Consider the following 14,611-nt stretch of genomic DNA (forward strand, 5'->3'; position numbering starts at 1 on the left):
CGGTCGGGCTGGATTGTCGGTGCTGCCCGGTAAGCTGTATATCGGGGGGTGCTGTGGACGGTTTTATCTTGAGCTGAGGGTGTCTGGCTCTCGTGCTCGGCTGCGCCGTCGACGGTCAACGGCTCGCCTGCGGCATTGCGGTGGGGCGCGAGTTTCGCGCTTTGCTCGATGCGGCGAACTTGTTTTGCGCGGGGCCCCTACGACACCCGGGCAGAACCACAAAGCAGGGGCCGAAAAGCAGGCCCTGCCGCGAACGACGCTACGTGTGCCGTCCCCCCACACAAAACAAGTCCACCCCATCGAGCCGGCCTGGCACCAGCGGATCCGAGGAGCGGTTGTTGGCCAACGCCTGTGGCGGGCGCGTAAGGGCCAACGTTGTAGGAGGGCACGTTGGAGCCAACGTTCTATAGGGGCGTGTTGGGGACAACGTTCCAGAGGGGCGTGTGGGTGGCCAACGTCGGAGGGGTTGGCAATGGTGCTGTGTCGAGAGCGCGCCTCGGAACTGTCACTGGATCTCGCGGGCAGTGGGCCAATGCCGCTCCTCGGAGCGACCGAGCTCACGCGGTTCGGGACTGTGCGGCGTCGGCCTCAAGCCGATCTTGTGCTGGGGCAGTGGTCGCGGTCCTTGGTTGAGGTTGCGCTGGTGGGGGAACTAGGGATCGGGGAGGGTGTGCGATGACGGCTGTGGAGCGGGTTGAGGTGCCGTTGTCGCGGAACCGCAACTACACGCTGTTGTGGGTGGGGCAGGCTTGCGCTGAGATCGGGTTCAGCGCGTCGATGATCGCGTTCCCGTTGCTGGTGCTGGCGCTCACCGGGTCGGCGGCGGCTTCGGGGTTGGTGCTTGCGGCGGACGCGGTGGCGCAGTTGGTCGTCGGGTTGCCTGCCGGGGCGTTGGTCGACCGGTGGGATCGCAGGCGGGTGATGCTTGCGTGCGAAGCGGCCAATGTTGTTGCGTTGGGGTCGTTGGTGGCGGTCATCGTTGCGGGGGCGGCGACGGTGCCGCACATGGTTGCGGTGGCTGTGGTGCTCGGTGTGTGCCGGGCGCTGTTCGAGCCCGCTGAGGACGCGAGTCTGCCGTCGTTGGTGCCGGACTCGCAGCTCGCGACCGCGATCTCGCTCAACGCCGCCCGGTCGTCCATCGGGCAGATGGCGGGCAACGCCCTCGGGGGCGCGCTGTTCGCGGTCGGCCGGTGGGTGCCGTTCCTGCTCGACCTCGTCACCCACTTCATCTCGTTCGTCGCCCTGGCGTTCATCCGGATGCCGAAGCGCGCGCCGAAGACCGAGGACAGCCACCTCGGGCGGGAGATCATCGAGGGCATGCGGTGGGTGTTGGCGCACCGGGAGGTCCGGGTCACCGCCGTGTGCGCGTTGGCGTTGAACTTCTTCTTCAGTGCGTTCTACCTGGTGGTCATCGTCCTCGCCGAGCGCGGTGGGGTGTCGGCGGCCGAGATCGGCATCATGGCGGCGATGCTCGGGGTCGGTGGCATCGTCGGCTCGCTCATCGCACCGTTGCTGCACCGGGTGCTCAGCCCGTACGTGTCCATCGTCGGGGTGTTCTGGGTGCTGACCGTGCTTGCCCCGCTCGCAACGTTGACCGACCAGGGGCTGTTGCTCGGTGCCCTGTTCGCCGGGATGGCCCTGCTCGCGCCGACCGCGAACACCACCATCACCACCCACCAGCTCCTGCTCACCCCAGACGAACTGCGTGGCAGGCTCAGCGGCGTCATGAGCGTCGTCGTCGGCGGCGCTGCCGCACTGGGCCCGGCCCTGGGCGGTGTGCTCGTCGAGGCCGTCTCGCCGGACACCGCGGTATTGGTGGCCGCCGCGGGGATGGCGGTGGTCACCCTGCTCGTCACGATCAACCCGACGCTGCGTCGGTACCCGGGAAAGTCCGAGAGAGAGGAAGCAACACCGTGAGGGACGACATCGCCTTCCAGGTCCTGGTCAACGACGAGGACCAGTACTCCCTGTGGCCCGCCGACCGCGAGGTCCCCGCCGGGTGGCGCCCCGACGGCTTCACCGGCACCAAGGACGAATGCTCCGCCCACGTCGACGAGGTGTGGACCGACATGCGCCCCCGCTCCCTCCGCGAGGCCATGAACCCCGCCTGACCCCACCCCGGCGGCGGCCACCCCGGCCGCCGCCGAAGGGCTCCGGTGCGCACGGGAGCCGGGATTTGCGATCACCGCCCCACCGCCGCGCTACGTGGCCGCGCGCCCGGATGTTCCAGGGGCCGCGATCGCGGCTCGGCCGCGCACAAGCCACCCCTGTCAACGGCGACACTGCGCCAAGCCAGATTCCCCGGCGTGCGCGCGACCACCCCTGAGCCGCCATGGGTGCCTAAGCTCAACTCGACGCGCGGACGACCAGTTCCGTCGCGAGGACGATCGACTGCGGTAAGTCCTGTTCCCCGCTCAGCTCGGCCACCAGTCGCCACGCGGCTGTGTTGCCCAGGTCCTCCGCCGACTGCCGCACCGTCGTCAACGCGGGTGTGCACACCGTTGCCGCGACGGAGTCGTCGAAGCCCACCACCGAGACGTCCTCCGGCACTCGTGCCCCCACCGACCGCAGGTATCGCACCGCCCCGATGGCGATCGCATCGGTTGCGCAGAACACGCCGTCGATGTCCGGGGTCGAGGCCAGTAGTCCGGCCAATGCCGCCGCGCCCGAGTCCGGTGTCAGTGCGCACGGCACCACCCCGGCGGGCGGCGACGCACCCAGGGCGCGCCGGAACCCGGCCACCCGGTCGACGCACGCCGCCACGTCAGGTGGTCCAGCCAGTACCCCCACCCGGGCCCGCCCGCGCGCCACCAGATGCCGCCCGGCGAGCACCCCGCCGCCGAGGTTGTCCGAGTCCACATAGGCCAGTCCGCCGCTCAGCGGCCGTCCGACGAGCACCACCGGCACCGACAACCCCCGCGGCAGCGGATCGTGCCCGTCCATGCTCACCACCAGACAACCGTCCACATCGGACACCGAGGGCGGGTTCACCGCCACCACCGCCCGCCGCCCGCCGAGCCCCGATGTCACGCCCCGCAACACCCCCGTCAGGAACGCGTCGTCGAACACCCGGTCGTGCACCTCGGACACGACCACCGCCACCGTGTCCGTGCGCGTCCCGGCCAGCGATCGCGCGGCCTGGTTCGGCAGGTACCGCATCGATGCGACAGCCGATTCCACCGCCGCGCGAGTCGCCGGGCTCACCCCCGAGGAGCCGTTGAGGACGCGCGAGACCGTCGACCGGGACACCCCGGCGAGCCGCGCCACCTCTTCCAGGTTCACCCCAGTGCTGCCCCGTCGAGGCCGCGGCGGCCGAACGCGGCGAACACCAGCAGGACCGGCACGGTGGCCAGGGTGGTGCCCGCGAGCACGAGCGGGTAGTCCACATAGTGTCCGGACTGCAACCGTTCCAGTGCAAGTTGCACCGTCGGGTGGTCCGCGTCGAGCGCGACCAGCGGCCACAGGAAGTCGTTCCAGCTGGCCATGAACGTGAACATACCCAGTGCCGCCAGTGCCGGGCGGACCGACGGCAGGCAGACGTGCCAGTAGGTGCGCGCCAGCGAGCAGCCGTCCACCCGCGCGGCGTCCACCAGTTCCGCCGGGACGGCCGAGAGCGTGTACTGGCGCATCCAGAACACCCCGAGCGCGGTCACCAGGTTCGGCACGATCACCGCCTGCAGCCCTCCAGCCCAGCCCAGCTCCGCCATCGCCAGGTACAGCGGGATGATCCCCAGCTGCGTCGGCAGCGCCATCGTCGCCACCACGAACCGGAACATCCGGTCCCGGCCGGGGAAACGCGCCCGCGCGAACGCGAACCCGGCCAGGCTGGCGAACACCACGGTCGAGACGGTCACGGTGCCCGCGACGACCACGCTATTGCCCAGTGCCCGCCAGAAGGGCACCGTGTCGAAAACCCGCCGGGCGTTGTCCAGGAAGTGCCCGCCGGGCACCAGGGTCGCGCCGGTCATCGACACCGCGTCCTGGCTGCCGACCAGGAACGCCCAGTAGTACGGGAACAGCGAGCCCGCCACGAACGCCAGCAGCAGCAGGCAGGTCGATGTCCTCACCCGTCGACGCCCGCCATCCGCTTGGTCAGCCGGTAGTTCCCCCAGGCGAGCACGGCGACGAGCAGCACCAGCACCCAGGCGAGCGCCGAGGCGTAGCCGAGCCTGCGCGTCTCGAACGCCGACTGGTAGACGTACAACGCGACGGTCTGGAACTGCCCGGACGCGCCGCCGTTGGCCGAGCCCGGTTGCGCGTCGAGCAGCTTGGGCTCGGTGAACACCTGGAGCCCGCCGATGGTCGAGGTCACCACCACGAACAGCAGCGTCGGGCGCAGCAGCGGCAGCGTGACGTGCCGGAACCGGCGCCACCGGCCCGCACCGTCCACAATGGCCGCCTCGTACAGCGTCGGCGGGATGGCCCGCATCGCCGCCAGCACGACCAGCGCGTTGTAGCCGGTCCAGCGCCAGTTCACCATCACCGCGATCGCCACGTGCCCGGCGAGCCGGTCGGCCTGCCAGTCGACGGGGCCGAGCCCGAGCCCGGCCAGCGCGGCGTTCACCAACCCGTATCGGGGGCCGAACAGGTTGGCGAACACGATCCCCACCGCCACCACGCTCATCGCCGTCGGCGCCAGCACCGCGACCCGCCAGCCGGTGCTCGGCCGCGGCGCCGCGTCCAGCAGCGCCGCGACCCCGACCGCCACCACCAGCTGCGGGCCGGTGGCGAGCAGGAAGATGCTGAGCGTGTTGACCAGCGCGGTGCCGAACCGGTCGTCGCCGAGCAGTTCGGCGTAGTTGGCCAGTCCGACGAAGGTGGGGGAGTCGCCGACCAGGTCCCACGAGAACAGCGAGACGTACCCGGTGTAGAGCAACGGGAACAGGCCGGTGACGGTGAACAGGACGAAGAACGGCGCGACCAGCAGGTAGGGCGCGAGCCTGGTTCTCACCGGGCGATCTTCTCGGCGCCCTGGACCAACCGCCGCCACCCCTCCTCCGGCGTGGTCCCCTGCTCGACCGCGCGCAGCGCGGGCGTCACCACGGCCTCCTGGATGCGCCCGTCGCCCGGCCCCTTGTACTGCGGCGTGGACACCTTGCGGGCCTGCGCGGCGAACAGCTCCCCGGTGCGCGCCCCGCCGAAGTACTCGTCGACGGTGCCCAGCAGCCGCGGCGAGGTGAGCGCCTCGACCTGGCTGGGGAAGTTCCCGGTTCGTGCGAACGCCCGGATCTGCTGCTCCGGCGCGGTGAGCCAGGCGGCCAGCTCGGCGGCCTCCCTGGGGTGCGCGCTCTGCTTGGGGACCGCCAGGTACGACCCGCCCCAGTTGCCGCCGCCACCGGGGAACGCGCCGGTGACCGCCCAGCGGCCCGCGTTCCCCGGACCCGCCTGCGCCTTGATCACGCCCAGCATCCAGGACGGGCAGGTCTTCGTGGCGAACGCGCCAGCCCGGAACCCGGCCTCCCACTCGGCGGAGAACGCGGTCAGCCCGGCGGACTGGCCCCGGCTGGTCGCCGCGGTCACCGCGTCCCAGTTCTGCCTGATGGCCGGGTTGGTCGCCACCACCAGGGTGTCGTCGGTGTCGAAGTAGCCGGTCGGCAGCTGGTTGTGCATGGCGTTGAAGATCTGCGCCGCCGAGTCGAACCACGGTTTGCCGGTGCGGGCGAGATAGGCGTCGCCGGTGGCGAAGTAGCTGTCCCACGAGGAGAACAGCGGCTTGACCAGCTCGGGGTCGGTCGGCAGGCCCGCGGCGGCGAACAGGTCGACCCGGTAGCACATGGCGAGCGGGCCGATGTCGGTCCCGTAGCCGATGAGCGAGCCGTCCCTGGCCTTGGCCGCGGCGTACTTCCAGTCCAGCCAGCGGTTCCCGGTGACGTCCCTGGGGCCGATCACCGCCAGGTCCTGGAACAGCCGGGCCGCGGCGAGGGCGTCGGACAGGTGCCCCTCCTCGATCGCGACCACGTCGGCGAGCCCGGATCCAGCGCCCAGGCGGGTGAACAGCTGTTGGTGGTAGGTGCCGCCCTGGCCGGTCCGCTGGTGCCGGACCTTGATCCCGGGGTGCTTGTGCTGGTACTCGATGAGCAGGTCCTCGTAACCGAACTCGGTGAACGTGGCGATGCTCAGTTCCAGCGGCGCACCGGGTTCGCGCGCGGCGATCCCGGTGCCACAGGCGGACGGTGCGGTGATGAGGGCGGTTGCGGTGGCGATGGCGAGGGCGCGGACCCTCCACGGTTGACGGCGCACGGGACCCCTCAGAAGTCGAGTCGGGGGTTGGGAGCGCTCCCACGGCGGAGCTGATCATCAGTGTGGCCTGGATTACACAGCGGTGTCAAGATCCCGGGAAAACGGGGTCTGACAAGGGAAATCGCCTGGGAACGCTCCCGGTCACGCCCGGCCGGTGCTCTAGACCACTCGTTTACAGTTCGCCCGCCGGAGGTTGCTCGCCGTGAGGGCGGCACCCACCATGGAGTCCCTCCGCTCAACCCACCACCCAGCGCGGCGGCGCCCGCGGTCGAAGGGGGACCAGGTGGACGACACCGGCGAGCACGCGGCGTTCCGCCGAGCCCAGCGGCGCGTGCCGGACCTGTTCACCCCCACCGGCGCGCCCCGCACGGTGGTCGTGGTGCCCAGCCTGAGCATGGACAGCACCAGCCTCACCAAGATCCCCGGCATCGGCCACTACGAGGAACGACTGCTGTTCCTGCTGCAGTTGCTCAGGGACCCGCACACGCGCGTGGTGTACGTGACCAGCGCCGCCGTGGCACCGGAGGTCCTCGACTACGCGCTGGACCTCGTGCCGTCGCTGCCCCGCGGGCACGCCAGGGCGCGCCTCACCATGCTCGACTGCGCCAGCACCGAGCCCATCCCGCTCACCGCGAAGATCCTGCGCCGCCCCGGGTTGCTCGCCCGGTTGCGCGGACTCGCCCGCCAGGACGCGGTCCTGGTGCCGTTCATCAGCTCCGACCTCGAACGCACCCTGGCCGTGCGGCTGGGGCTGCCGCTGTACGCGCCGGACCCGGACCTGGCCGAGCTGGGGTCGAAAACCGGTTCCCGCAGGCTGTTCCACGCGGCGGGCGTCCCGGTCGCCGACGGCGTCGAGGGCCTGCGCGACGTCGGCGACGTCGTGGACGCGTTGGCGCGACTGCGCGGACGCGACCCCACCACGGCCCGGGCGATCATCAAGCTCAACCACAGCTTCGGCGCGGGCGGCAACGTCCTGTTCTCCTTCGCGGGCGCTCCCGCCTCCGGCTTGGAACCCTGGCTGCGCCGGGAACTACCGCGCCGGGCGGTGTTCGCCACACCGCCGGACGAGTGGGAGCGGTACGCCGGTGAGGTGGAGGTCATGGGGGCCGTGGTGGAGCGGCTCATGGAGGGCGACGAGGTGACCTCGCCGTCCGCCCAGATGATGATGGGCACCTCCGGCGAGGTGCGGGTGTTCACCACGCACGACCAGGTGCTCGACGGGCAGGTCTTCGCGGGCTGCGCGTTCCCGGCGCGCGCGCAGTACCGGCTGGAGATCCAGGCACTGGCGTTGCGGGCCGCCCACGCGCTCGCGGCGCGGTCGGTCGTCGGGATCGCCAGCATCGACTTCGTCTCGGTGCGGACCGGTGCCTCGTGGCAGCACTACGCGCTGGAGCTGAACCTGCGGATGGGCGGCGGCACGGCTCCGTACTTCCTGCTGCACGGTCTGGTCGAGGGCGCTTACGACCCCGCGACCGGGCAGTACCTCACCCCGGACGGCACCCCGCGCTCGTACTTCGCCACGGACCGCCTGTACCGCACCGAGTACAGCGCACTGTCCCCTTCGGACGTCATCGACACCCTTGTCGGCGAACGCTTCCACTACCGCTCCGGCACCCGCACCGGGACCGTGGCGTACATGCTGGGCGCCCTGGAGATCGGCCGCTTCGGCGTGGTGTCCATCGCCCGTGACACCCCCACCGCCGAGGCCAGGCACCACGAACTGGTCCGGGCCTTCGACGCCCGGGTGGCCCAGGTCGCGCAGACCGGCTGATCGCGGTTCACCCGAACAGGGCTCGTGTGGACCCCAGGCGGTTGACCCGGGGCGGCCGCGGGTATCCCTGGTCAACCGATGTCACTCCAGGGAGACCGCCATGGCCGATCTCGACGGTGTCACCTTGGGGGTGGAGGAGGAGTTCCTCCTGGTCGACCCCCGCCGCGGCGCGCCCCGCCCGGTAGCCCCGGATGTCCTGGCCGACCTCCCGCACGCGCCGTGGACCGGTCAGGCCGAGCTCTTCCCCACCCAACTGGAGATCGCCACCGGCGTCTGCGCCGACCTCGACTCGCTTTCCGGTCAACTCCACGAAGCCAGGCAAGCGGTACGGAAAGCCGCCGAGGCGCAGGGCGTCGTCCCCATGGCTTCTGGCGTACCGGTCGTTGACGGACCTCTGCTCGAAAGGCCCGCGGGGCAGAGGTTCGCGGCGATCCACGAACGGTTCAGCGCCGTTGTCGAGGACTACCAGGCTTGTGGATGCCATGTCCACGTCGGCGTCGCGGACCCGGATCTCGCCGTCGCCGTGATCAACCACGTCACGCCGTGGATCCCGGTTCTGGCGGCACTGGCCGTCAACTCGCCGATCAGGGGCGGGCGCGACCGGGGGCACAGCAGCCTCAGACAACTGGATCAAGCCCGGTTCCCCGGTTCCGGGCTCCCGCCCTGGTTCGGCTCCGCCGCCGACCACGACGAGCAGGTGGCCCGCCTGGTCGACTGCGGGACCATCCTCGACGACCGGATGACCTTCTGGCTGGTGCGCCGGTCACCGCACCTGCCGACCGTCGAGGTGCGCGCGGCGGACACCGTGCAGCACCCGTGGGCGGCGGTCCTCCAGGCCGCGCTGGTGCGGGGCCTGGTGCGGGCGGCGCTCAAGGACCTCGAGCTTGGTCGAGAAGGGCCACGGCTCGACCCGCAGCTCGGCGCGGCGAGCCTGTGGGCCGCGGCACGGTACGGCACCGGGAAAGCGATCGACCCGGTACGCGGCGTGGCGACGACCGCCGAGGAAAGGGTGCGGGCCATGGTGGAGTGGATCGGGCCCGGGCTGCGCGAGGTCGGGGACTGGGAGTTCACCCAGACCGCGGTCCGCCGCGTGTTCACCGACGGCACCGGCGCCACCAGGCAACGGGACGCCCTCGCCCGGGGCGACCTGGTCGCCTCCGTCACACGTGTGGGGATCACGGAGTTGGGGTAACCGCGCCGCAGGTTACGGAAAGGACCTGCGATGACTCTGCCCTCCCCACGCGGTGAACTCTCGGCGGCTGTCTACTCCGCACTCAGCGGCCACCGCGGTCCTCTCCCCACCGCCGACCGCGCCGACCCCCACGGCGACGACCTGGCGCTCGCCCTGCACCTGCTCTACGAACTGCACTACCGGGGCTTCCCCGGAGTGCGGGCGGAGTTGGAGTGGGACCTCGACCTGCTTCGCCTTCGGGCAGGCATGGAACGAAGACTCCTCGACGCCCTGCGGTCCGAAGTGGAGGGTGGGACGGACGTCACCGGGGAGCTGGACGAGCTGTCCGTCGAGGTCGTGCCCGGCGCCGGGGTGTCGCACTTCCTGCGCGACCACGGGCAGTGGTCACAGGTCCAGGAGTTCTTCATCCACCGCTCGATCTACCACCTCAAGGAAGGCGACCCGCACGCCTGGGTCATCCCGCGGCTGAGCGGCCAGGCGAAGGCGGCGCTCGTCGCGGTGGAGTACGACGAGTTCGGGGCGGGGCGGGCGGATCAGGCGCATTCGCGGCTGTTCGCCGACCTGCTGGACGCAGCCGGGTTGTCGAGCGGGTACCTGCACTACCTCGACGTCGTCCCCGCGCCCGCGATCGCGACGGTCAACCTGATGTCGATGTTCGGGCTGCACCGGGCGCTGCGCGGTGCCCTGGTCGGACACTTCGCCGCCGCTGAGATCACCACCGCGCCCAGTGCCCGCCGCACGGTTTCCGCGCTGCGCCGCCTGTCCGCGCCGCAGGCTTGTGTCCGGTTCTACACCGAACACATCGAGGCGGACGCGGTCCACGAGCAGGTCATGCGGCACGACGTCGTCGGTGGACTGCTGAGCGACGAGCCGGACCTGGCTGCTGATCTCGTGTTCGGTGTGCAGGCGACCGAGCTGCTCGAAGGGCGGCTGGCCGACTGGCTGCTCGGCTCGTGGCAGGGCGGGCGTTCGTCGCTGCGCGAATCCCTGGCGGCGGCGTGACCGCGCGTGACACCACGGTCCGGATCACCGGCGGGCCGGTGCTGGTGGACGGGCCGGTGGTCGTGCACGGAGTGGACGGTTCGGTAGTCCGATCGGAACGGTTCGTGACAGCGGTGTGCACGTGTCGGCGCAGCAAGATCTACCCGTTGTGTGACGCCAGCCACCGCGAGGTCCGACGCGCCACCGGCTCCTGCGCCCCGGCGGACCGGGACGCAGGAGCCGAGTGAGCTACGGGTTACGGGTTACGGGGACAGCTTCTAGGGGAACAGCTTCTAGGGGAATAGCGGGGTGTCGGCCTCGCAGGTACCTGACGGCAGGGCGCCGTCGAGCAGGTAGCCCTCGATGGCCTTGCCCACGCAGGAGATCCCCACCGCGCCGTGCCCGTAGTTGGCGACGGGCAACAGGGCCGAGTTCGGCATCAGGCGGTGCAACGCCCTGGCGCCGCTGATGGGTGTGGACGGGTCGTGCGTGTTGTTGACGATCAGCAGTGGTGCCGAGGTCCACTTCTGCCACGGCCCCTGGTAAGCCCCCGGTGAGCGGACCGGCCACGCCCGGCAGGCGGACCCGGTCCAGCTCCACATCGGACCGAAGTCCGGTGCGGTCCGGCCAGCCCACGCGGCCGAACGCACACCCGCGTCGCGGTCGGTCGGGTTGTCCGTCTCACCGCAGGCAACGCCCTCGAACCCGGGCGAGACCTGGCCTGCCGTTTTCTTGAGCAGCGACAACGAAGAACTCGCCCGCATGCCGCGGCTGCTGGTCGCCTGGTAGGTCTCCTCGATGGCGGTCATGAGGACTGGGTAGGTGTCGGCGGAGAGCAACGCGGTGTGCGCGAGGCCGATGAGCAGCGGGTAGCTCACCGGCCCGTCCGGGGTCTGCAACGGGGCTTCCTTGGCCCGCCGTACGATCGCGTCCCACTTCTCGCGCGCCGAACCAGCCGCCGCGCAGCGCGTCGGGCCGACTCGGTCGCATTCGGACAACGCGCTGGTGAGCGCCTCCCACGCGCCGTCGCCGCTGGTGAGGCGAGCGGTGACGAGGTACCGCGAGTCCCCGCCCCTGCCGGTGCTCCACTGCACCGGGTCCACGACACCGTCGACGACCATGGTCCGGATCCGGTCCGGGTAGAGGGCGGCGTACGTCGCGCCGACGATCGACCCGTAGGACAGGCCGTAGAAGTTGAACATCCGGTCACCCACGGCCCGGCGGACCAACTCCAGGTCGCGGACGGTGTCGGCGGTCGACATGTGCCGGATGACCGGGTTGGCGCCCCGCGCGCACAGGGTGCGCAGGTAGTCGTCGTAGGCCAGCCGCGCCCGCAGGTCGTCCGCGGTGTACGGGAACGGGTCGTCGGGCTTGGCCACCTCGGCCGGTCCGCCCCGCCGGGGTGTGCAGGTGACCGGTTCGCTGCCGCAGCCCCTGGTCACGCAGTTGCGGGACCCGCCGATACCGCGCGGGTCCACCCCGACGATGTCGTAGCGGGCCCGGACCCGCTCGCCCAGCAATTCCCCCGCGACCAGCGTGAAGTCCGCCGCCGCGCCGCCGGGTCCACCGTTGTTGACGAACAGGGTGCCGACCTTGTGGCGCTGGTCGGTCGCGGGCAGCTTGGTCGCCCGCAGCGTGATGGTCGGACCACTCGGTCGTGCGTGGTCGAGCGGGACCACGAACGCCGCGCACTGGAGCACCGTGTCATCCGGACACTGCCGCCACCGCACCCCGCCCTGCGCCGCGGCGGTGCCGGGTAACGCCAGCGCCGCGACCGTGACCGCCGCGAGGACGGCCACCGATCTGTTGAACATCGTCGTGTCTTCCCCTCTGTCGTGCCTGCCCCACTTCTACGGAACAGTCACGTAGCCGGGACTCACACCGCGGGCTTGTCCTGCCGTCATTCCCCAGGTGGATACTGGCGCCATGCCCCCACGCTGCCCCTGCGGAACCGGCCACCCCTACGCCGACTGCTGCGGCCGAGCCCACCGCGGCACCCCGGCCCCCACCGCCGAAGCCCTCATGCGCTCCCGCTACACCGCCTTCACCCGCGCCGACACCGACTACCTCACCCGCACCTGGCACCCCGACACCCGCCCGACCAACCTCACCCTCGACCCCGACCAGCACTGGACCCACCTGGAAATCCTGTCCACAGAGGCCGGAACCCCCACCCACACCACCGGCACCGTCGAGTTCCGAGCCCACTACCACCACCGAGGCCACCCCGACTCCCTCCACGAACTGAGCCGCTTCACCCGCCTGGCCGACCAATGGCTCTACCTCGACGGCGACATCCGCTGACGCTTTCGCGTGACTGTCGTCTTTCTGTCGTGCCTTCACCGATCCCTGATCCGCCGACATCCGGCATCGTTGTCGGGGTGACCACCGCCCGGGTATTCCTCAGCCACGCCCCAGAAGACGAACCGCAGGCCGAACTCGTCGAGATCGCCTTGCGCGCCCGGGGAATCCCGGTGGCCCGCGGCCGGGACCTCACCCTCTTCGACGGCATCACCGACAAGTTGCGGCAGGCGGTCGACGAGGCGTCGGTGTTCGTCGCGGTCTGCTCGCCGCGGTACCTCGTGCGGCACGCGTGCCAGTGGGAGTTCACCCGTGCGGTGCTCGCGGCCCAGCGGTTGGGTGAGCCCGCGGACCGGATCGTCGCGGTGGGTTGCCAGGACCCCACCGGGTTGGCCGAATGGGTGCGTGCGGACGAGATCGCCGACGTGGTGGCGGCGAAGGTCGAGCAGGCGGGCCGGGTCCCGTTGTGCGGCACCCGCGAGCCGCAGCCCGAGCGGCTGGCCCGGCCCCGCCGCTTCGTCGGCCGGTACGCCGCGTTGTGGGACCTGCACCGCACGACCGGGCCCGTCGTGCTCACCGGCAAGGCCGCCAGCGGCAAGACGACGCTGGCCGAGCAGTACGGCGCGCTGTTCCGCACCGCCTACCCGGGCGGGGTGGAGTGGGCGGAACTCGACGAGCACGACCCGCTCGACTGGTACACCGCCGACCTGCGCCGGGTCGCGGCGGAGCGCTTCGGCGTCGACCTGGCCGGGCTCGGGTTGGACCAGGCCAGGGACGCCCTCGCCGAGTTGCTGACCGTCGCGGGTGCGGACGTCTGCTGGTTCGTCGACGGCGTGCCCCCTGGCTGTGACGCCCGGCGGTTTGTCCTACCGTCGCCGCGTGTGCGCACGGTGCTGACCGCGCGCGCCGCCGACCGCGGCTGGGGCTTCACCGAGGTAGCCGTACCGCCGTTCACGCCGGAAGAGGCGCGGCAGCCCGACCACCGCACCGGCGGGGACCACGTCCGGGCCGTGCTGGCGTTCGCCGCCGTGCTCGACTCCGTGCCGATCTCCGGAGACGTGCTCGTCGACGGGGTCACGCCGGTCTACGGCTCCGCCGCCCCGATGGTGGTGGCCCGGGTGCTCGACGACCTCGACGGCGTCCTGCACCCGGTGGACCTCCCCGACTGCGCCGGGCGCCAGACGTGGCGGCTGCACCCGCTGGTGGCCGCCGAGGTCCGCCGCACCACCGACGCCGCCGTCATGGTCGACCGCGCCGCCACCGTGCTCGACCGGGTGCTCACCGACCCCAGGGCGGGCCTGCACAGCCTCCGCCACGCCACCAGGGTGGCCCGGGACGAGGCGCTGGCCCCGGTGGCCCGGCAGGCGCTGCTGCGAGCCGTGGCGGTGCGACTGGAGGCACGGGGGGACAACGCCGCCGCCTTCTCGGTCCGGGTGGCCGCGGGCGACCACCTGGCCGCCGCGTGGCTCGCGCTCACCGCGGGCGCCGCCCCGGAGGTCCTCCGCGAGGCCGCGCTGCTCGAGGGCGATCCCATCAGCGACTACCGCGCCCGGTTCCTCACCGCGGCCGCCTACGACCTGCTCGGCGCGCACGACCGCGCGGACGCCGTCCTCCCCGGTCTGGCGACCGACCCGGTGCCGGTGTGGGCCACCGAGCCGGAACGCGGACGCATGGCCCTGATCCGGGTACGAGCGCTCCGGGCCCGCGGTCACCACGAGACGGCACGAACCCTCGTCGAGGAACTCCTCCCGCGGATCCAGCGCGCCTGCCCCGACCCGGGTCACCGCGGCGAGTGGGCGGCCGCCGCCGTGGAACACGCCCACCTGCTGCTGCTGACGGGCGACCGGGAAGCCGCGCGGGAGAAGGCGGCCGAGGTCGAGATCGTGCTCCGAGCCGCGGGACTCGCCCGGCACCGGCTCGCGCAGGAGGCGGGCGCCATCGTCGTCGAGGTCACCGCGGACGTCGCCGCCGCGTGCCGCGCCGTGCGGCGGGCCGAGACCTGGTACGGCCCGGCCGACTCGCTCACCACCCGCCTGCGCGAGGTCCACGGCAGGCTGACGGTCCCCGAACGGGCCGCCCCGAGATCGCGGCTGTCGCGGCTGCTGCGCGCGGTGTTCGACTGAGCC

The 14,611-nt window shown here is 71.7% G+C and carries 13 protein-coding genes; 8 read left to right on the forward strand and 5 right to left on the reverse strand.

The window, feature by feature from the left end:
- The first annotated feature begins 675 nt into the window (after nucleotides 1-675).
- Entirely contained in the window at nucleotides 676-1,917 is a 1,242-nt protein-coding gene (locus CLV68_RS11495) for an MFS transporter (RefSeq protein ID WP_121390337.1), read from the forward strand.
- Complete coding sequence (locus CLV68_RS11500) at nucleotides 1,914-2,111, forward strand: MbtH family protein (RefSeq protein ID WP_121390338.1); 198 nt, start codon at nucleotides 1,914-1,916, stop codon at nucleotides 2,109-2,111. Before CLV68_RS11495 ends, CLV68_RS11500 begins: the two co-directional genes overlap by 4 nt.
- Before the next feature lie 235 nt (nucleotides 2,112-2,346).
- Here the strand turns inward: CLV68_RS11500 and CLV68_RS11505 are convergent, their stop codons facing one another.
- From CLV68_RS11505 to CLV68_RS11520, 4 genes are read right to left on the reverse strand one after another with little or no spacing between them, the layout of a single operon-like run.
- The gene (locus tag CLV68_RS11505) at nucleotides 2,347-3,282 is read right to left on the reverse strand and encodes a LacI family DNA-binding transcriptional regulator (RefSeq protein WP_246009764.1); all 936 of its coding nucleotides are present in this window, start codon (nucleotides 3,280-3,282) and stop codon (nucleotides 2,347-2,349) included.
- Nucleotides 3,279-4,067: a carbohydrate ABC transporter permease gene (locus CLV68_RS35055; RefSeq protein WP_121390340.1), complete on the reverse strand. Its 789-nt coding sequence runs from the start codon at nucleotides 4,065-4,067 to the stop codon at nucleotides 3,279-3,281. Before CLV68_RS35055 ends, CLV68_RS11505 begins: the two co-directional genes overlap by 4 nt.
- A complete protein-coding gene (locus CLV68_RS11515; protein ID WP_246009765.1) occupies nucleotides 4,064-4,951 on the reverse strand; it encodes a carbohydrate ABC transporter permease in 888 nt (295 codons plus the stop codon). Before CLV68_RS11515 ends, CLV68_RS35055 begins: the two co-directional genes overlap by 4 nt.
- Entirely contained in the window at nucleotides 4,948-6,240 is a 1,293-nt protein-coding gene (locus tag CLV68_RS11520) for an ABC transporter substrate-binding protein (protein WP_121390342.1), read from the reverse strand. The genes CLV68_RS11515 and CLV68_RS11520 overlap by 4 nt, the downstream gene beginning before the upstream one ends.
- Nucleotides 6,241-6,523: 283 nt before the next feature.
- On the opposite strand from CLV68_RS11520, the gene CLV68_RS11525 reads away from it, so the two are divergent.
- From CLV68_RS11525 to CLV68_RS11540, 4 genes are all read left to right on the forward strand, one after another.
- Nucleotides 6,524-8,011, forward strand: coding sequence for a preATP grasp domain-containing protein (locus tag CLV68_RS11525; protein ID WP_121390343.1), 1,488 nt, complete (start codon nucleotides 6,524-6,526; stop codon nucleotides 8,009-8,011).
- A gap of 100 nt (nucleotides 8,012-8,111) precedes the next feature.
- Nucleotides 8,112-9,203: a carboxylate-amine ligase gene (locus CLV68_RS11530; RefSeq protein ID WP_121390344.1), complete on the forward strand. Its 1,092-nt coding sequence runs from the start codon at nucleotides 8,112-8,114 to the stop codon at nucleotides 9,201-9,203.
- A 30-nt stretch (nucleotides 9,204-9,233) separates the two neighbouring features.
- Nucleotides 9,234-10,205 (forward strand): iron-containing redox enzyme family protein, encoded by a 972-nt coding sequence (locus CLV68_RS11535; RefSeq protein WP_121390345.1) that lies wholly within the window; start codon nucleotides 9,234-9,236, stop codon nucleotides 10,203-10,205.
- Nucleotides 10,202-10,432 (forward strand): CDGSH iron-sulfur domain-containing protein, encoded by a 231-nt coding sequence (locus CLV68_RS11540; RefSeq protein ID WP_121390346.1) that lies wholly within the window; start codon nucleotides 10,202-10,204, stop codon nucleotides 10,430-10,432. Before CLV68_RS11535 ends, CLV68_RS11540 begins: the two co-directional genes overlap by 4 nt.
- A gap of 45 nt (nucleotides 10,433-10,477) precedes the next feature.
- Here CLV68_RS11540 and CLV68_RS11545 read toward each other — a convergent pair whose 3' ends face one another.
- Nucleotides 10,478-11,998: an alpha/beta hydrolase gene (locus CLV68_RS11545; RefSeq protein ID WP_121390347.1), complete on the reverse strand. Its 1,521-nt coding sequence runs from the start codon at nucleotides 11,996-11,998 to the stop codon at nucleotides 10,478-10,480.
- Nucleotides 11,999-12,110: 112 nt separating this feature from the next.
- On the opposite strand from CLV68_RS11545, the gene CLV68_RS11550 reads away from it, so the two are divergent.
- Nucleotides 12,111-12,488: a YchJ family protein gene (locus CLV68_RS11550; RefSeq protein ID WP_121390348.1), complete on the forward strand. Its 378-nt coding sequence runs from the start codon at nucleotides 12,111-12,113 to the stop codon at nucleotides 12,486-12,488.
- Between the two features lie 77 nt (nucleotides 12,489-12,565).
- A complete protein-coding gene (locus CLV68_RS11555; protein ID WP_170224222.1) occupies nucleotides 12,566-14,608 on the forward strand; it encodes a toll/interleukin-1 receptor domain-containing protein in 2,043 nt (680 codons plus the stop codon).
- Nucleotides 14,609-14,611: the final 3 nt, after the last annotated feature.

The organism is Actinokineospora cianjurensis, assembly GCF_003663795.1.
Classification (GTDB): Bacteria; Actinomycetota; Actinomycetes; order Mycobacteriales; family Pseudonocardiaceae; genus Actinokineospora; species Actinokineospora terrae.

Bases quoted from the DNA above. Each gene is read 5' to 3' on its own strand.
- CLV68_RS11495 (WP_121390337.1), top strand. From the start codon at position 676: ATGACGGCTGTGGAGCGGGTTGAGGTGCCGTTGTCGCGGAACCGCAAC.
- CLV68_RS11530 (WP_121390344.1), top strand. From the start codon at position 8,112: ATGGCCGATCTCGACGGTGTCACCTTGGGGGTGGAGGAGGAGTTCCTC.
- CLV68_RS11535 (WP_121390345.1), top strand. From the start codon at position 9,234: ATGACTCTGCCCTCCCCACGCGGTGAACTCTCGGCGGCTGTCTACTCC.
- CLV68_RS11545 (WP_121390347.1), bottom strand. From the start codon at position 11,998: ATGTTCAACAGATCGGTGGCCGTCCTCGCGGCGGTCACGGTCGCGGCG.
- CLV68_RS11550 (WP_121390348.1), top strand. From the start codon at position 12,111: ATGCCCCCACGCTGCCCCTGCGGAACCGGCCACCCCTACGCCGACTGC.